14 protein-coding genes and 1 tRNA gene are annotated in these 17,576 nt (G+C 55.5%); 6 read left to right on the top strand and 9 right to left on the bottom strand.

The features are described 5' to 3' along the window. Window positions 1-2 precede the first annotated feature (2 nt). Window positions 3-79, bottom strand: a tRNA-Arg gene (locus tag PHC90_08325). Window positions 80-199: 120 nt separating this feature from the next. Here PHC90_08325 and PHC90_08330 point away from each other — a divergent pair. After that, window positions 200-2,164, top strand: a complete 1,965-nt coding sequence (locus PHC90_08330) for a CHASE2 domain-containing protein (GenBank protein MDD3846353.1) — start codon at window positions 200-202, stop codon at window positions 2,162-2,164. Window positions 2,165-2,231: 67 nt separating this feature from the next. Here the strand turns inward: PHC90_08330 and PHC90_08335 are convergent, their stop codons facing one another. The 3 genes from PHC90_08335 to PHC90_08345 form a co-directional block, all read right to left on the bottom strand. After that, window positions 2,232-3,839 (bottom strand): FecR domain-containing protein, encoded by a 1,608-nt coding sequence (locus PHC90_08335; GenBank protein MDD3846354.1) that lies wholly within the window; start codon window positions 3,837-3,839, stop codon window positions 2,232-2,234. A gap of 62 nt (window positions 3,840-3,901) precedes the next feature. Continuing rightward, window positions 3,902-5,494, bottom strand: a complete 1,593-nt coding sequence (locus PHC90_08340) for an outer membrane beta-barrel protein (protein ID MDD3846355.1) — start codon at window positions 5,492-5,494, stop codon at window positions 3,902-3,904. A gap of 110 nt (window positions 5,495-5,604) precedes the next feature. Further along, window positions 5,605-6,372: a 3',5'-cyclic-nucleotide phosphodiesterase gene (locus tag PHC90_08345; protein MDD3846356.1), complete on the bottom strand. Its 768-nt coding sequence runs from the start codon at window positions 6,370-6,372 to the stop codon at window positions 5,605-5,607. 179 nt (window positions 6,373-6,551) lie between these two features. Here PHC90_08345 and PHC90_08350 point away from each other — a divergent pair, with 179 nt between their 5' ends. Then, entirely contained in the window at window positions 6,552-6,869 is a 318-nt protein-coding gene (locus PHC90_08350; GenBank protein ID MDD3846357.1) for a zinc ribbon domain-containing protein, read from the top strand. Beyond that, a complete protein-coding gene (locus tag PHC90_08355) occupies window positions 6,866-7,018 on the top strand; it encodes a hypothetical protein (GenBank protein ID MDD3846358.1) in 153 nt (50 codons plus the stop codon). Before PHC90_08350 ends, PHC90_08355 begins: the two co-directional genes overlap by 4 nt. 85 nt (window positions 7,019-7,103) lie before the next feature. On the opposite strand, the gene carB is transcribed toward PHC90_08355, so the two are convergent. The 4 genes from carB to mnmG are packed head-to-tail and all read right to left on the bottom strand — an operon-like array spanning window position 7,104 to window position 13,969. Beyond that, entirely contained in the window at window positions 7,104-10,319 is a 3,216-nt protein-coding gene (gene carB, locus PHC90_08360) for a carbamoyl-phosphate synthase large subunit (GenBank protein MDD3846359.1), read from the bottom strand. Next, the gene (carA, locus tag PHC90_08365) at window positions 10,312-11,427 is read right to left on the bottom strand and encodes a glutamine-hydrolyzing carbamoyl-phosphate synthase small subunit (protein ID MDD3846360.1); all 1,116 of its coding nucleotides are present in this window, start codon (window positions 11,425-11,427) and stop codon (window positions 10,312-10,314) included. The genes carB and carA overlap by 8 nt, the downstream gene beginning before the upstream one ends. Beyond that, window positions 11,424-12,110, bottom strand: a complete 687-nt coding sequence (locus PHC90_08370; GenBank protein ID MDD3846361.1) for a hypothetical protein — start codon at window positions 12,108-12,110, stop codon at window positions 11,424-11,426. Before PHC90_08370 ends, carA begins: the two co-directional genes overlap by 4 nt. Then, a complete protein-coding gene (gene mnmG / locus PHC90_08375) occupies window positions 12,107-13,969 on the bottom strand; it encodes a tRNA uridine-5-carboxymethylaminomethyl(34) synthesis enzyme MnmG (protein ID MDD3846362.1) in 1,863 nt (620 codons plus the stop codon). Before mnmG ends, PHC90_08370 begins: the two co-directional genes overlap by 4 nt. A gap of 254 nt (window positions 13,970-14,223) precedes the next feature. On the opposite strand from mnmG, the gene PHC90_08380 reads away from it, so the two are divergent. From PHC90_08380 to PHC90_08390, 3 genes are all read left to right on the top strand, one after another. Then, window positions 14,224-14,478, top strand: a complete 255-nt coding sequence (locus PHC90_08380; GenBank protein ID MDD3846363.1) for an EF-Tu/IF-2/RF-3 family GTPase — start codon at window positions 14,224-14,226, stop codon at window positions 14,476-14,478. Between the two features lie 143 nt (window positions 14,479-14,621). Continuing rightward, complete coding sequence (locus PHC90_08385; GenBank protein ID MDD3846364.1) at window positions 14,622-15,206, top strand: hypothetical protein; 585 nt, start codon at window positions 14,622-14,624, stop codon at window positions 15,204-15,206. A gap of 3 nt (window positions 15,207-15,209) precedes the next feature. Then, window positions 15,210-16,580 (top strand): HD domain-containing protein, encoded by a 1,371-nt coding sequence (locus PHC90_08390; GenBank protein MDD3846365.1) that lies wholly within the window; start codon window positions 15,210-15,212, stop codon window positions 16,578-16,580. 217 nt (window positions 16,581-16,797) lie between these two features. Here PHC90_08390 and PHC90_08395 read toward each other — a convergent pair whose 3' ends face one another. Further along, complete coding sequence (locus PHC90_08395) at window positions 16,798-17,496, bottom strand: molybdopterin-dependent oxidoreductase (GenBank protein ID MDD3846366.1); 699 nt, start codon at window positions 17,494-17,496, stop codon at window positions 16,798-16,800. Window positions 17,497-17,576: the final 80 nt, after the last annotated feature.

The following is a 17,576-nucleotide window of genomic DNA, read 5'->3' on the forward strand; positions in this document are numbered from 1 at the left end:
ATTGGCGCGCCCGCCGCGATTCGAACGCGGGGCCTTTGGCTCCGGAGGCCAACGCTCTATCCAACTGAGCTACGGGCGCGTATGAAGGGTTACATTATACCATATAACGGTTTAGAGCAAAGAGTTTTTCGCGGGCGTCCGGCAGGCGGTGCCTTCCTTTTTTGCCTGCCCCGTGATATGCTTCTTTCCACGACCATCCATGAGAGCGAATAGAAAGCATATCACTTACCTCATTGGCATCGGCATAACCATCGTATTCGTCATCCTCGCCGTCGTCCGATTCCTCCCTTTTGAACGTCTCGAAATGCTCCTTTACGACCTGAGGTACCAGCTGCGGGGAAAGGCCGCCGCCCCGGCGCAGATAGTTGTTGTCGGTATCGACGACCAGAGCCTGGATGCCATCGGGAGGTGGCCCTGGAACCGGGACAAGGTGGCCGACCTCGTTGAACGCCTGAGCCTCATGGGCGCGCGGGTGATCATGCTGGACTTCATTTTCAGCGAATCCTCACCCCATGACGACAAGCTGGCTGCGGCCATGAAGCGGGCAAAGAACGTGGTGCTGCCCTTTGTCTTCGATTTCGAGGGACATTCGAAGCAAAAGGTCGACGACGCCTTTCTCGACAGTGCTTTCATGGTCATCAGGAAGGAGAACCTCTACAGGATACACAGGCCCATAACCGCGAAAGGCGTCCTGCTGCCCGTGCCCAAATTCTCAGAGCATTCAGCGGCGATGGGCCACATCAATATGCTCCCGGACCAGGACGGGAAGCTCCGCTGGGAGGCACTGGTGGTCTCCTACATGGACCAGCTTTACCCGTCCATAGACCTCCAGGTTGTGCGGCTCTACAAGGGTCTTTCCCTGGCGGACATGAGCGTGGAAGCAACCAATTCCGTCACACTCGGCAACACGGTCATCTCCACCGATCCTTTCGGAAAGATGCTCATCCCATACTACGGCCCCCACAAAACCTTTCCCATCGTCTCGGCCCTCGATGTGCTGGACGGAAGGGCAAATCCCTCGTCGATCCGCGGCAGGATCGTCCTCGTAGGCCCCACGGCCGTGGGGATCCACGACAAGATCGTGACCCCGGCATCGGCAATCATGTTCGGGGTGGAGAAACATGCAAACATGATCGGCGCAATCCTGGAGAACCAAAACATCCGTTTTGTCGGCCGGGTCAGCAACATCCTCGTCATCATCCTCACGGGATTTGTCTTCACCCTGCTTATCGTACGGATGAGGGCAACAGCGGGCGCCTTTCTTGCCGCCGTCTTCATCGGCATCCTCTTCGCGGCCGGTTATGCGCTTTTCTTCAAGTGGAGACTGTGGATCGATATCAGCTATGCCGGCAACACGATAATCCTCATCTACTTCTTCACCACCGCTTTCCGCTACGCGACAGAGGAACGATACGCAAAACAGATCAGAAGCATGTTCTCAAGCTACGTTACGGAAAAGATCGTCAATGAGCTCATAAAGAACCCTGAACTTGCCCGGCTGGGCGGAGAACGCCGTGAGATCACCGTCCTTTTTTCAGACGTAAGGGGCTTCACCACCTTTTCCGAACACCACTCGCCGGAGCAGGTCGTGGCCATTCTCAACGAATACCTGACGGAGATGACGAACATCATCATCCGTTGGGATGGCACCCTGGACAAGTTCGTGGGCGACATGATCGTCGCCTTCTGGGGCGCCCCTCTCAACCAGCCCAACCACGCGGAACTGGCAATCAAGTGCACCCTCCACATGAAGCAGCGTCTGGCCGAATTGAAGCAGAATTGGCTGAAGGAAGGGAGAATCCCCCTTGAAGCCGGTTTCGGTCTCAATACAGGTGAGGTGATCGTGGGCAACATCGGAGCTGAGGGAAAGAAGATGGACTATACCGTCATCGGCGACAACGTGAACCTGGGCTCTCGCGTCGAGGGACTGACGCGCAAGTACGGCGCCGAGATCATCATCACGGAAGCGACGCTCGACAAGGTACGAAACCTCGTCAGCGCCGGCAAGTTCGGCCACCTGTTGATACGGGGACTCGACATCGTCGCCGTTAAGGGCAAGGCCGAACCGGTCCGCATCTACGAAGTGGCCTCTCTGGACGAGGGCTCGGTATGTCAGGTCGTTGAATGCGAAGAAAAGGAAGCCACCGTCTTCAAGGAAAAATGACCGACGCCGTCAACTTAAGGGGCCGACGCCGTCCTCCATACCCTGGTCTCCCGAAAGATACTCCGGTCTAGTGCACTTTCCCGGACGCAGCTCCATTCAGAGTGGTGCTCGTGTTAGTTCCATTGGCACTTCCCGAAAACGTCACGGCACCGGTGTAGCCGCCAACACCGCCCGGGGCGCTGCCACTGTTCACAGATGCCTTCCAGTTTGACCCGTCAGCGCTGTAAACGGTAAAAACCGCACTATTGGCGCCACTCTGAAGAGGAATGTCCACATTGACAAATGCCGGAAGACCCCCGGGTGAGCTGGTTCCGCTCACAGATCCGGCCTGCCAGATCTGTGGCTTTGCGGTTGCACTGCTGCCATAGAATTTCACATTGTTGAGCTGGACCTCCATCCAGGTAGTGGTCCCGGCAAAACCGGAGAGGGACGCTATGGACCCCACCACGGTGTTCGGTGCCGCAACCGGATCCTGGGTAAGGACACTGGGAGCTTCACCTGAGGCGGTTCCGCTTATCGTCCCCACGTGGGTATCGTTCACAAGCTGTCCGCTCCATGTCCCCGCCGCGGTGCCGCTGAAAGTAAACGCCGTCTTACATGTACCCACGCCTTCGGGAGCTTTGCCGCTCGCAATATTTGCCGTCCAGTTTCCCGCGTCCGAACTGGTTTCGATATCGCTCGTGAGGATGAAGTTGGCGGTCACACCGCCGCCTGACAGGGCCATTCCCTGAAAAGTATTTCCCTCTCCCACCGACGTGTAGGTACCCGTCACGGAATCGGCCTCCCAGGATTGGGGTATGCCCGTCGCGGTGGGACCGTAAAACTTGACCTTGTTGAGCGATATGTTGACCGTCTCCAGGGGATCGTGATATGTGCCGCTCAAGGATTCCACGCTTCCCACAAAAACATTGGGGATAACAGGGGGCGGCGTGAAAGTATAGCCCGTATTGACCACGGATGTCACATTGGCCGCCTCTATGTTGAGACCGCTTCCCGATGTGTTCCCTCCCCCGCCTGAGCCGCCCGTACCGGGGGGTGCCTCACCCGTTCCGCCTACATAGGAGACATTGCCCCGAACAGGACGAGAGGGAGCACCTCCCGTTCCCACGACGAAGGAGACGAACCCTGCGGCGACATTGACAACCCTTCCTGGTGCGCGGGGATTATAGAAATAACCCTTGCCGGTCGAGAAGAAGAGACCCGTCACCATCTGCGCAAATCCCACGGTCATCCCGGAACCGCGGATGCCGGCGACTGCATTCGGGGTCTGGACCTCGAACCTGTTGCCCTCCGCAAACGAAGAAACCTTTTTGACGAACTCCTCGCTCGATACCGCCTGAACCTTGCCGCGCTCGAGCTTCATTATCTGGTTGCTCTTAGTGCCGTCATCAGAATACTGGCTGACCTGCATCCGCGTCGCCGGAGCTATTCTAATGATATTCTTGTTGAAAAAAGTGATTTCGGCCCTGCTGTTGGTCTTGGCACGGTAGATGTCGCCGACATCCACGCTGTCCCCGAGGGACACATTCCTCACGACCCTCTGACCCTCCTTAAGGACGTCAACCCTGCCTTCTATCCGGGTTATCTTGCCGACGGGCGCTGCATAGGCCCCAATAACGGCAATGAATAACACGACAAAAGCGACAAGAAAGCCCGCCAAAGATGTTTTCTTCATGATGTCACCTCGTTCTTCCTGTGACCGCAGATCACTATTTAATGTCTGTTTTTCACCAATGCCTAGAACCTGTATTCCACACCCAGACCGTAGACATCTCTCGTGTAATCGTAGAGTGCGATATTGGATTGGTTCCTGTAGTAATTATACTGGAGGACAATGTCCGTATTCTTTATTATGCCATAGAGCAATGCAACGGACACATTGTATATATCATCTCTTCTGTTCTGTTCGAAGTAGGTATTCTCGTAGGTGTATTTCACAAAGTTTGCTTCAGCGGACACCTGGCCCCTCACTGTCCCCACGATGGGATAGAGCAGGTCGGCCCCGAAACGGTTCTCGGTGTTCACCCAGTTGCGCCCTATTGCGTTGTCCTGCGCGTAGCTATACCGCAGCGTAAAGAACGCCTTGTTCTCCTTGAAGGTGTAGGTCCAACCCAGGCCTCCCGTCATCCTTTCGCCGCTCCTCTCCTCTTCCTGGGGGACTTCGGGATGCAGTTCGGTATCGAAATACTTCTTGCGCATGTAGCTGAAGAAGATCTCGCCGAAACTGCTGGCCGTCGTGAGGAAGCGAAGGGTCGGGGTCACCGCTTTCGTCTCCAGATAGCGTGTCTGGTTCCACCAGTTAAGCTCGTTGAAGAAACTGTTCCCCTTCACACCCTGGAGGCTGACATATGAATAGGTAAGCGGCAGGCTCACGCCGAAACGGCCGAAAGCATAGCCCGGGACCACGCTTACCGTGTTCGTCATATTGTTGTATTCCGTCAGATTCCCCTCGGTACCGTCGGAGCGCGTATAGGTCTTTCCCAAATACCTGTCGCTGTATATCGAATAATACGCGGAAAGGCTGAAGGGTGTTCGAAAAGAAAATGGCGCCGTATAACCGATGCGGGCGCCGAAATTAATCGCGCTGTCCTCCTGCCCCGAGATGGATTCCACCATGGGGCCGTCCCCCTTGGTGACCACGTTGGTGTCATACTTGTAACCCATGCCGAGGCTGAAGCGCCAGGGTCTTTCCCGTTCGGCCTTGTCGGCGACTATCTTTTCATAATCCCTGGCGTAAAGGGCCAGGTCGCTGGCGGGGTCGAGAGTGATCGTCGTCCTCAAGCGTGCCTGGGCGTCCTTGTATTTCCCCTGCTGCGTGTATATGCCCGCGATCTGGAGTTCGGCCTGCTGCGTCACCCTGGGATCGAGCTTCTTTGCGCTCTCAAAGGCCAGGATGGCTTCGTCGAACCTTCCCCTCTTCGACAGGACCATGCCACTGAGAAAATACAGTCGGGCCGTGTTTATCCCCTCTTTCTCCGCAAAGGCGATCCATTTCTCCGCCTCCACGATGTCGTTGGTATGGTAGAGCACATCGACAAGTTCCACGACCCCCTCGTCGACTCTCGGCGTCAAGGTGGCTGCATCCTTGAAGTACGGAATGGCCTCCTTGTATTTTTCCATAACCTTATATGTAAGGCCGATGTAATATGCTATCCGGGCCGATCCCTTGTCCGCCGACCGTGCCTCGAGAAGGAATGGCAGGGCCTCCTCGTAGTTCTCCTGCCCGAACTCCCTTACTCCCTGATCGAACAGCGTCTGGCCCTGAACGGAAGAAACCATCCAAAGCAAGAAACACATGGTCAAAAGGCAAAATGTGCTCAATCGCTCCATTGGCTTAACCCCCGATACGCCATCTCGATAATGCATTGTTAAGACTTATTAACCCATAAATATCATCTTGACAAGTGGAAATTGGCAATAGCAACGTGCGGGTGGAGAAATTACAGGGTCAATATGTCCGATTGTCTGAGAAAACGGATATTCTCCCTCCCCGAACGCTTGAACTCTGCGGCTATCTCACGCGCAAAAATGGGCTTCATGTGGGAAACATAGAACAACCTCTCGCCAAGCCTATGAGTGTCAATGCTCTCCATGAGCATCGACGGGGTCATGTGACCGGACAATGTGGCAATTTCCGCGAGGCGGTCCGGGAACGACACATCGGCTATGATGACGCGGATATCCTTCTCGCCCTCTGCCACCTCCCAAAATCTTTTCGTGGGTCCCGTGTCTGCGGTGAACATGAAACCCCGTCCGTTATCCTCCTTGATCACGAAGCCCACCGTGTAAACCGTGTGGGTCATAAGGACAGGCATAACGCTGATCCCGTCAAGAATGGTCGGCCTTTCAAGGGATATTTCATTGAGTCGGATGACCGCATTCGAGACAGATGGGATCACTGTGAAGTCCGGCCAGACAAGGTTGTTGAGAAGATTCCCGGAGATAATATCGAGCACTTGAGCGGCACTGACCAGTTCTATCTTATAGTCGCCCATCATGACCAGTTCGTCCACCAGGGGGAAGAGGCCCTTTACGTGATCCATATGCGTGTGGGATATCAGGATATGCCTGATCTTCTTAAGACCCCCGTGGTTTATCGCTTCCGTCGTCGTCCCCGCGTCGATAAGGAGTGAGTCGTTGAGCAGAAAGGACGTCGTCCTGTGCCTGCCGATAAGGTTGCCGGAGCAGCCGAGGATCTTTATGTACATTATTTGATTGTAAGTGATGATTCTCCGGCCTGTCAAGGGGTCCTGTCCGATGAGGAAAGAACTGGCCGATGGCGCAGTGGAAATGAGCGCCGCATTCGCAATAATAACTTGACGGGGCAAGCCTAAAGCATTATATTACTGACACTTAGACACATTTTTTGAGCTGGAGGAGCATTATCATGCCTATATACGAATACCAATGTACAGAATGCGGGAAGAGCTTCGAGATATTTCAGAAGATGAGTGACGAGCCGCTCACGCAGTGCAAGGTATGCAAGGGAAGACTCACCAAGCTCATCTCCAATTGCGCATTCCACCTGAAAGGCACCGGGTGGTACGTCACGGATTACAAGAAACCGATCGACTCAGGCGGCAGCGGGAAGAATGGCAGCAGGCACGTCGAAAAGACAGAAAGCGCCCCAGAACCTGTGACCGAAACAAAAACAGAGACGAAATCGGAAACTGCAAGCACGTCATCGACAGGAGGCGCGGTATGACAAAGGGCGACAAGGTAACATTCTCTTTCGCGAAAAAGACCATGGAAGGCACCGTGGAAGCGGTCTTCACAAAGACCGTCTACATAAAGGCCGATTTCCCGAAAGACAAGGGAAAGATCATCAAGAGAAAGATAAACGACCTCAAGTAAACGCAGTTTCAAGTCTCAGGTTTCATATTCCAAGCAAGGAGCGTCTTTCCCCGAAACCTGAGACTTGAAACCTGGAACAGTCTTCTCAGTAGTAATCCTGCAGCGCCCTCACCCGCAGCGTCCCCTTCTTCATTACCTCTATGGCGTTGACCACGGCCTGGGCACCGGATAGTGTCGTCGTGTAGGGGATCTTGTACTGGACGGCGCCGGAGCGGATAGCTATCTCGTCCACCTTGGGGTTTCTTCCGCTGGGGGTGTTTATGATGAGTTGTATGTCCCCGTTCTTTATCATGTCGACAATGTGGGGCCTGCCCTCGGAAACCTTGTTGACGAACCTGACATCGATACCGTTGTTCACGAGCACCTTACCCGTCCCCTTCGTGGCGTATATGCTGAAGCCAAGGTCGGAAAGCTTCTTGGCGACAAAGACGACGTTTCGTTTATCCCTGTTCTTGACACTCACGAAGACACTCCCCCGGTAAGGAAGGTCCTGACCGGCTGAGAGCTGAGATTTCCAGAATGCCGACCCGAAAGTGGAATCGATGCCCATGACCTCTCCCGTGGATTTCATCTCCGGCCCGAGGATGGTATCGACACCGGCAAACTTATTGAAGGGAAAGACAGACTCCTTCACTGCGACATGCTTCGGGACGACCTCCTTCTCGATCCCCAATTCCTTCAACGTCTTGCCTGCCATGAGCCTGGCCGCCACCTTGGCCCACTGCACCCCCGTCGCCTTGCTGACAAAGGGCACCGTTCGGCTCGCCCGCGGGTTGACCTCAAGAACGTATATTATGTCGTCCTTGACGGCATACTGAATGTTCATGAGACCCACCACGTCGAGGCCCCGGGCCAGCCGATAGGTGCAGGTGCGTATCCGTTCTATGACATCGTCATTGAGAGAGTAAGGCGGCAGCGCCGACGCGCTGTCCCCGGAATGGATGCCCGCCTCCTCGATGTGTTCCATGATACCGGCCACCACACACTGCGTTCCGTCGGCAACGGCGTCGACATCGATCTCGATGGCATCCTCGAGGAATTTGTCTATGAGGATCGGCTTTTCAGGAGAGGCCTCGGCCGCCTTGACCATGAAGGATGCCAGGTCCTCATCATTATAGACGATCTCCATGGCCCTCCCCCCGAGCACGTAGGAAGGTCTCACCACAACGGGAAAACCGATCGACGACGCTATCTCCCGGGCCTCCTCAAAAGATGTCGCGATACCATTGTCGGGCTGCGTCAGCCCCAGGTCCTTGAGGAGTCCTTTAAACCTGTCCCTGTCCTCGGCCATATCAATGCTTTCGGGCGTGGTCCCGATGATCCTGACGCCCGCCTTCTTGAGGGCCGCCGCCAGGTTGAGCGGCGTCTGACCCCCGAACTGCACGATAACCCCGTCGGGCCGCTCCTTGTCCGCTATGTCGAGGACGTTCTCGAAGGTAAGAGGTTCAAAGTAGAGCTTGTCCGAGGTATCGTAGTCGGTACTTACCGTTTCGGGGTTCGAGTTGACCATGATCGTCTCATAGCCCATCTCCCCGAGGGCAAAGGCGGCATGGACGCAGCAGTAGTCGAATTCTATCCCCTGCCCGATCCGGTTGGGCCCGCCTCCCAGGATCATGATCTTCTTCCTGTCTGAGATGCGCGACTCGTCCTCCTCTTCGTAGGTGGAGTAGAAGTAGGGCGTATACGCCTCGAATTCGGCGGCACAGGTATCGACGAGCTTAAAAACGCTCTTCAGCCCGTTCTTCTCCCTGAGCGATCTTATCTCATGTTCCTCGACACCGACGATCTCCCCGATCTGCCTGTCCGAGAAACCCAGCCTCTTTGCCCGCTTCAAAAGCTCCGCCGCTATGGCGGCAGGGCCGTCACCGCGACAGGCTTCCAGTTCCTTTTCGAAGAGAACCAACTCCTCGATGTTCTTCAGGAACCAGCGATCGATCCTCGAGATGGCATGGATCTCTTCGATGCCAATGCCGAGGCGAAGGGCGTGCCTTATGTAAAAGACCCTCTCGCAGTTAGGCGTGAAGAGCTTCTGTCTGACGTATTCCAGGTCATCCTTGCCGGCTGACCGCTCGTCAACAAGACCCGACCTGCCCACTTCCAGGGACCTCAGCCCCTTTTGGAACGCTTCCTTGAAGGTCCTGCCGATGGACATGGCCTCGCCGACTGACTTCATCGATACCGTGAGGGTCTCGTCTGCGCCCTTGAACTTTTCAAAGGTGAACCGGGGTATCTTGACGACGCAGTAGTCTATGGTGGGCTCGAAGGACGCCGGGGTCTGTTTGGTGATGTCGTTGGGTATCTCGTCGAGGGTGTACCCGATGGCGAGTTTCGCCGCTATCTTGGCAATGGGAAAACCCGTAGCCTTCGAGGCCAGGGCGGAGCTTCTCGATACCCTGGGATTCATCTCGATGACAACCATCCTGCCGTCATCAGGGTTCAATGCGAACTGGATGTTGGAGCCGCCCGTCTCTACACCGATCTCCCGGATGATCTTGATGGATGCATCCCGCATTAACTGGTATTCCTTGTCAGTCAGGGTCTGTGCGGGAGCCACGGTGATGCTGTCCCCCGTATGGATGCCCATGGGGTCAAGGTTTTCAATGGAGCATATGATGACCACGTTGTCGCTCTTGTCGCGCATCACCTCGAGTTCGAACTCCTTCCAGCCAATAACGGACTCCTCGATGAGTATCTCGGTGGTCAGCGAGCTTTCAAGGCCCCTCATGGCGAGAACCTCGAACTCTTCAACGTTATAGGCGATGGACGCACCCGTGCCGCCAAGCGTGTAACTGGGACGGATGATAAGGGGAAAACCGATCTGCGACGCCACAGCGCGTGCCTCGTCCATAGTGTGGGCGAGACCGCTTTTCGGTACCTCGAGGCCTATCTTCTCTATTGCCGCCTTGAACTCCTCCCTGTCCTCCGCTTTTTTGATGGCACCGTAGTCCGCTCCAATGAGCTCGACGCCATACTTCTCGAGGATGCCGCGCTCCGCGAGGATGGTTGCCAGATTGAGGCCCGTCTGTCCGCCAAGGGTGGGAAGGATAACGTCGGGCTTTTCCGTCCTGATGATCTCTTCGATGACCTCGGGTATCAGGGGCTCAACATAGACCCTGTCTGCCATATCAGGATCCGTCATGATCGTGGCCGGGTTGGAGTTGACGAGGATGACCCTCAATCCCTCTTCCCGGAGGGCTTTGCACGCCTGGCTCCCGGAATAGTCGAATTCACAGGCCTGGCCGATGACGATGGGCCCCGACCCGATGATAAGAACGCTCTTTATGTCCGTCCTCTTAGGCATCGCTTTCCTTCTTGAAGCTCTCCATCATGACCCGAAACTTTTCGAAAAGACCATAGGCATCATGGGGACCGGGCGATGCCTCGGGATGGTACTGGACCGAAAAAATGGGGTAGGTCTCATGTTCGATGCCTTCCGCAGTGCCGTCGTTGAGGTTGACATGGGTCACCCGGACCGCCTCTCCCTTGAGGGATTCCATATCAACGGCAAAACCGTGGTTCTCGGAGGTTATGTAGACCTTGCCCGTCGCTGTCTCCCTGATAGGCTGGTTGGCACCGCGGTGGCCGAATTTCAGCTTGTACGTCCTGCCTCCCAGCGCAAGCCCCAGCAGTTGCTGACCGAGACAGATGCCGAAGATCGGCATCCGGCCGAAAAGCTTTTGTATCTCAGCGATTGCATAGGGAACCGCCTCGGGGTCTCCCGGACCGTTGGACAGGAGGACTCCGTCGGGTCTCATGGCAATAATATCCTCTGCCCTGGTGCTCGAGGGCACAACGGTGACCCGGCAGCCCTTTTGCCTGAGGATCCTCAGGATGTTCCTCTTGACGCCGAAATCCATGACCACGCAGTTCAGTACGGGTTCGCCGGAGTTGCTCTCCGCTTCACCCTGAAACTCATAGGGGGCCCGGCAGGTCACGTCCCGGACGAGGTCGACGCCCACTATCCCCCGGGAGCCCTTTGCCTTTCTTACGAGGCTGTCGCGGTCGTGATCCGTTGTGGAAATGACGCCTCTCATGACCCCGCGCACCCTGAGGTGACGGGTGAGCGCCCGCGTGTCTATCTCTTCCACGGCGATGATGTTATGCGTGCGGAAATAATCCCCGAGGTCACCGGTGGCCCTCCAGTTGCTGGTTATCCTGGAAAACTCCCGTGCGATAAAACCTTCGACCTTGGGTCCGTCGGATTCCACGTCATCGTCGTTCACACCGTAATTTCCAATGAGCGGATAGGTCATGGTGACGATCTGTCCTTTATAAGAGGGATCGGTCATGATCTCCTGGTAGCCGGTCATGCTCGTATTGAAGACGATCTCGCCCTCTTTCTCCCCTTCAAGGCCGAAGGCCCTTCCTTCGAAGACCGTTCCATCCTCGAGCGCCACGAAGGCCTTCATTGTCTTCCCCCGCAAACCTTCACGCAGACACCGCATATGTGATGACCGATGTTGCGCTCTTTTCTGAACCTGCTTAACATCTCGTAACACCCATGGTGGTCGAAATCGGATCTCTCCGTCTTTATGGCGCCCGCAGGGCATGCCGCAACACAGGCTTCGCAATCGGCGCAGTCCCGGTCCAATTCCTTCTCACAGTGGAGGGGCATGTCCGTGAGGACCGTATTGTACCTGACCCGCGATCCGAAAAGGGGATGAACAAGAAGGTTGTTGCGCCCGATCCAGCCCTGGCCCGCCATGACCCCGATCTTCTTGTGATTTATGTGGCCTCTCTGGCGCTGCCAGTCCACCACCTGGGATGCGGCGAACGGAACCGCCCTGAACCCTTCCCTTTCAATCGATCTGCCGAGAAAATATCCAATCATGTCAAGCCTGTAGTTCAGCTGGCGGTAGTGGTGGAGGTACAACTGGGTCGGACCGTCCTTTAAGGTCTCCAGGACTCCTGCCGACAATACAATACCAAAAGACAGGGCAAATGGTAACTCCCTTGCCGTGAGGTCGCCGATACCGGTTATCTCATCACCATAGCGGGACATGTCTGCGATCCCGAAAGTGTCGACGTCGAGATCACGAAGCCATTTTTCGATCCTGTCGTTATGGTGTGCCTTTCCCTCGTCTGTGCTCATAATATTCCCTTCTTCTTGAAATGGACCAGCAATGCTGTGATGGAGGCCGGGGTCACCCCGGGGATGCGCAGCGCCTGACCGAGCGTAGACGGCTTCACCCCGACAAAACGTTCGACAACCTCCCGCGTAAGCCCGGACACCTCGCCGTAATCCAGGTCCCGGGGTATCCTTCTGTCGTCAAGCTTCTTCGTCTTCGCAACGAGATCGAGCTGGCGGTCGGTGTAGCCGCGATACTTCACGTCAACCTCCACCTGGTACGCGACGCCGGCATCGACATCCCGCAATCCTTCGTGTATGCGCCTGAGGTCATCGAAGGCCACGCCCGACCTCCTCAGAAGGTCCTCAAGTGTCACCGGGTTCGTTATGGCATCGATGCCGTTTTCCCCGAGCATCCTTTGTGTCTGCCTTGTGGGCCTCAATCGCACACCCCGAAGAAGAGCGAATGCCTCTTCCATCTTTTGTCGCTTCTCGAGCACTTTTCTGTGGCGCGCCTCGCCTGTAACACCGATCTCGTACCCCTTTTCCGTCAGTCTCAGATCCGCGTTGTCTTCCCTGAGCAAGAGCCGGTGCTCGGCACGGGACGTGAACATCCGGTAGGGTTCGTCAACGCCTTTCGTTACGAGGTCATCTATGAGGACACCGATATACGCCTCATGGCGACCGAGCACAAGATCTTCCGCCCCCCGCAGCCTGAGCGCGGCATTGATGCCCGCCATGAGCCCCTGTGCGGCAGCCTCTTCGTACCCCGTGGTCCCGTTGATCTGGCCCGCGAAGTACAGATTCGTCACGAGTTTCGTCTCCAGGGTCGGGTAAAGCTGGGTCGGATAGACGAAGTCATACTCGATCCCGTAGCCCGGCCGGGTTATCTGCGCCTCCTCCAGGCCCTCGACGGTCCTGAGCATCGCCATCTGGATATCCAGCGGCAGGCTTGTCGAAAGACCGTTGGGATAATACTCCACCGTGTCAAGCCCCTCGGGCTCGATGAAAATGCGGTGTCTGGGTCTGTCGCTGAACCGCACTATCTTGTCCTCTATGGATGGACAATACCGCACCCCCGTCCCCTTGATGACTCCCGTGAACAGGGGGGAACGGTCGAAACCTTTGCGGATAGCATCGTGAGTAAGCTCATTCGTATAGGCAAGGTAGCAGGGCACCAGCCTGTTCTTCACCTCTTCCGTCATGAAAGAGAAGGGAACGGGCGGGTCATCGCTCGGCTGGGGTATCATCTTCGAGAAATCGATGGTCCTGCCGTCGAGCCTCGGGCAGGTACCCGTCTTTAATCTGCCCAGTTGGAAACCAAGCTCGCGAAGGTTGTCCGAAAGACCGACGGAAGACATATCTCCGAGCCTGCCCCCCGCAAAATGCTCAAGACCCACGTGGATGAGTCCCTTGAGAAAAGTCCCCGTGGTCACGATGACCGCCGGCGCCCACAGGCGCTCTCCCAGCATCGTCTCCACCCCGGCGGCCGAGCCTCCTTCAATGAGCACTCTCTGGACCACACCCTGACGTATCGAGAGGTTCTCTGTTTCTTCGAGTCTTCTCTTCATCCTCCTGGCGTAGCGCGCCATGTCCGTCTGTATCCTCGTCGCGCGGACGGCGGGTCCTTTCTTCATGTTCAGGACCTTGAACTGAATGCCCGTCGCGTCGCTATTGACACCCATTTCGCCACCCAAAGCATCGATCTCCCTGACGAGATGGCCCTTGCCCAGGCCGCCGACGGCCGGGTTGCATGACATGAAGGCAATGTGATCGAGATTGATGGTGAGGAGAAGGGTTCTCGCGCCCATGCGGGCTGCGGCAAGAGCCGCCTCGCATCCGGCATGACCCGCCCCTACGATGATAATGTCATAGATATCCATAAGTGATGTCCAAAGCCGTATATTGTAGCAGGAATCGCGCCACTTTTCCACCCGCCTTGAGGACAAGACTTTATCACTATTCAATTATTCCAATACACATGATAGTATTCTAGAGGATGAAGACAATAACCAGACAATCACTGAACGCTTCGCTTCCCCGCTTTGGTTATTGAGATCTGTCATCGGCCATTGTCTTCTTTCCTGGTTATTGAGATTTGGTCATTGGTTATTTTTTCAACTCGAAGGAGGGAATTATGGAAGAAAAAGCCATCGGTGTGGTTGTCACGTATTTTGCGAAGATCGGGGTTGCGGCCATCAGGATCACCGACGGGGAGCTGAAGGTGGGTGACCGCATAAGGATAAAAGGTCATTCCACGAACCTCGAGGAAGACATCGAGTCTATGCAGGTGGAGCACGAGAATGTCCAAAAGGTCGCCTCCGGAACCGATGTGGGCATCAAGGTGAAGGAGCGGGTCCGTGAGCACGACATCATCTATCTCCTGACATAAACGGGCGAAACCAGTCCGAGATCCTGACGAGAGGCACCGGACCCGTTCGTCGGTGGAGGCGTATTTTTTGCTGTTCAGGGCTGACAGACAGGTCCTTCTATGCTATAAAATACGTTAAAGATTCTACGGAAGACGGAGGAGCGATGGAAGATAAAGAATTGATGCAGCGATTCCTGGATGTGTTCGAAACGGCCACCCCTATTCTCGATGACCTTAAGAAAGGATTTTTCGCCCAGCAGGTGGGACTCATACAGGAATGCGAGAAGAACTTCGGCGACCTGCTCATCTCGCGGGTTCCCTACGTCGAAAAGATCATCGGGGAAAAAGAGAAAAGCGAGGCAGACAAGAAATACGTCAGGCTTCTCCCCGCGCTGCAGACAATAGCTCTCGCCATCGAAAACCTCATGTACAAGATGGAATCGAAGGTCGCATCGAATATCCTTTTCAGCGAGAAAGCGCTTTCAGAGATCCGTGACCTGTATAACCTCATGCAGGAACAGTTCCGTGACACGAAGGACTATATCATCACGAGAAACCCCGGCCTTAGAGATGCGATCAGACAGCATATGGAAAAAATGTTCAAGATGATAGAAGAACTGGCCATAGTTCACCAGAACAGGCTCATAACAGGAATATGCATGCCCCAGGCGTCCTATCTCTACCTTGACATCACCGATTCATTGAAGAGGATCACCCGGGGGCTCGTCGATTTTGCCGACAAGGTTTAGTGGTTGGCGATCTCACATCAGGAACTTGCCCGTTTAATCAGCAGCGGTAGCATCGTAAGCACACTGGCTGCGTGTCCCTTCAAAAGAGAGGTTTTTCTCGTGGGAGGGGCGATACGGGAGATCGCCCTCGGCAGGGAACCGCGGGACTACGACTTCGCCCTTTTGGATGCCGCCGATCTGACCCGCATCGAGGAGGCTTTCGGCAAACGCTCCTTCCTTCTCGGCAAGAAACCCATCCAGACGCACCGGATAGTCGCGGGCGAGACGGTCCTCGACATTACCATCCTCGAGGAGACCATCGGGAAAGACCTCGAACGCAGGGATTTCACGATGAACGCTGTCGCCTTCGATATACGACAGGACTCGATCATCGATCCTCTGGGCGGTCTTCACGATATCGAAAGACGGCTCATCCGCTATCCCAGCCGCGATACCATCGCCAGCGACCCGCTGAGAATGCTCAAGGCCGTCAGGCACTTCGCCGCCCTCGAAGACTTCACGCTTGATCCCGAGCTCATTGAGGCAATGACATCTTCGCGGCAGCTCATTGAAAAGACGGCGCCCGAGAGGATCAAGTACGAACTGGACCTTATCATGGTCTCCGATGGCGTCCATCGCGGGATGGACACGCTCACGAAAACGGGTCTCATCTTTCAGGTCTTCCCCGAGCTTGAAGCCCTTCGCATCATGGATGTGGAAAAAGGTTTTTCCCTCGAGACATACGGCCACACCCTTCTGGGTTTTTCCTTCCTCCATTCCCGCGGCGGCCTCTATCTGGCCGATCGGTTGGCCGCAAAAGATGTGGGATACGCCCTCCTATTTCACGATCTGGGGAAGGCCCATACCTATTCCTATGACGACGCCAAGGATCTCGTCCACTTCTTCAACCACGAGCGGATATCGAAGGATATGGCCGCCGCCATAATGGAAAGGCTCCGGTTCAGCACCCATGAGGCGAAAAGGATAACCGCCCTTATCGAAAGCCACATGCGCATCTTTCTCATCAGTTCCTCGGAGGCGACGGAAAAGGCGATACGACGGCTCATCTACAAAATGGGAGACCTGACGCCTCAGCTCATAGCCCTCACGCTCTGCGACATGTACGGAAGCTCCGGGGGGGAAGAGAATGCCTCAACGCGGCAGGTCATTCAGAACTGCGATTCCATCCTGGCGGCATGGCATGAATCAAAAAAGGAACCTTTACCGAGGCTGGTGTCCGGCAACGACCTTCTGGCCGAAGGCTTTGCGGAGGGTCCCCTCCTGGGCAGATGCCTCGACGCCATCCGCGACAAACAGATAGCCGGCGAGATCAGAGACCGCCGCGAGGCCCTCGACATCGCCAAAACGTTCCTTCGCGATCACAACAATGGATAAGTTCGGCACATCGTTTTAAGTGTATCCCTTCCTTGCCCTCCCCCCAATTCCAGGAGGTCCCGTCCGCCGTCCTCACGAAACACATCAAGGGCCGCACGGGCAGACTCGCTCGGTTCCGTCCCGAACATGTCGGGTACGGAGGAAAGATAACCCTCCCAATGCCGCATCTGCCCGTCAAACTTCTCTCTGCCCCCGTCATCGCCCATGACATGTCTCCTCAATACTCCGGCTCCCCCGGCTTCGTTATCCTCCTGTAGTCCTTGAGGTCGAGGGCATGGTCCGTACCGGGCTCTATGGTGGCATCTTTAGAATAGCCGTATTTCGACCAGTATCCCGTACCGCCCTTCTCGATAAATTCGAGCCTGACGATCGTTTTCACACTCTTGTAGCCGTACTTCGAGGGCATGAGGAGGCGAAGCGGCCCTCCATGCTCGGGTGGAAGGGGAGCGTCATTCATTTCGTAGGCGAAAAGCACCCGGGGTTTGAGGAGTTCCTCGAGGGAGATATACTCGTAGTAGTCGTCCGCCGAGTAGAAATAGAGATGTTTGGCCCTGGAGGTGGGTTTCACAAGATCGAAAAAGGTCTTCGGTCGGAACCCCGCCCATTTCGCCTTGCTAGACCATGACTCAACGCATTTCATGCGCGAAACCTGCGTCACTTTCGGCAGTTTCCTGATGACCGCAAGGCTAAGGTTCTGCGGGTTCTCGCAGAGGCCGCCGACAGCGAGGGACCACTTGTTGGGGTCTGGCGGCCTTACCGGTTTAATAAAGCGGATGTAGAAGCCCTCCCGGTCCTCATTGTCAAGGAGCTTTTCTATCTCCTTCGGCTCGGCCGAGTGGGGCATGAGAAAGGACACGCCCAGGACACAGATGAAACGCATCACGTCCCGTCTGTCCATTTCTTTAAATATATCCATACCATGAAGTATAGCCTTGACCCCTGACAAACAAAAGTGAATAATTAAATTCAATAACATTCTAGAGCCTTTAAAAAGGA

The sequence above is a fragment of the Syntrophorhabdaceae bacterium genome (genome assembly GCA_028698615.1).
In the GTDB taxonomy this organism is placed as follows: domain Bacteria; phylum Desulfobacterota; class Syntrophorhabdia; order Syntrophorhabdales; family Syntrophorhabdaceae; genus Delta-02.

Excerpts from the sequence above, each read along its gene's own strand:
- PHC90_08330 (MDD3846353.1), top strand. The coding sequence starts at position 200 with ATGAGAGCGAATAGAAAGCATATCACTTACCTCATTGGCATCGGCATA.
- PHC90_08335 (MDD3846354.1), bottom strand. The coding sequence starts at position 3,839 with ATGAAGAAAACATCTTTGGCGGGCTTTCTTGTCGCTTTTGTCGTGTTA.
- PHC90_08340 (MDD3846355.1), bottom strand. The coding sequence starts at position 5,494 with ATGGAGCGATTGAGCACATTTTGCCTTTTGACCATGTGTTTCTTGCTT.
- PHC90_08345 (MDD3846356.1), bottom strand. The coding sequence starts at position 6,372 with ATGTACATAAAGATCCTCGGCTGCTCCGGCAACCTTATCGGCAGGCAC.
- PHC90_08350 (MDD3846357.1), top strand. The coding sequence starts at position 6,552 with ATGCCTATATACGAATACCAATGTACAGAATGCGGGAAGAGCTTCGAG.
- PHC90_08355 (MDD3846358.1), top strand. The coding sequence starts at position 6,866 with ATGACAAAGGGCGACAAGGTAACATTCTCTTTCGCGAAAAAGACCATG.
- carB (MDD3846359.1), bottom strand. The coding sequence starts at position 10,319 with ATGCCTAAGAGGACGGACATAAAGAGCGTTCTTATCATCGGGTCGGGG.
- carA (MDD3846360.1), bottom strand. The coding sequence starts at position 11,427 with ATGAAGGCCTTCGTGGCGCTCGAGGATGGAACGGTCTTCGAAGGAAGG.
- PHC90_08370 (MDD3846361.1), bottom strand. The coding sequence starts at position 12,110 with ATGAGCACAGACGAGGGAAAGGCACACCATAACGACAGGATCGAAAAA.
- mnmG (MDD3846362.1), bottom strand. The coding sequence starts at position 13,969 with ATGGATATCTATGACATTATCATCGTAGGGGCGGGTCATGCCGGATGC.
- PHC90_08380 (MDD3846363.1), top strand. The coding sequence starts at position 14,224 with ATGGAAGAAAAAGCCATCGGTGTGGTTGTCACGTATTTTGCGAAGATC.
- PHC90_08385 (MDD3846364.1), top strand. The coding sequence starts at position 14,622 with ATGGAAGATAAAGAATTGATGCAGCGATTCCTGGATGTGTTCGAAACG.
- PHC90_08395 (MDD3846366.1), bottom strand. The coding sequence starts at position 17,496 with ATGGATATATTTAAAGAAATGGACAGACGGGACGTGATGCGTTTCATC.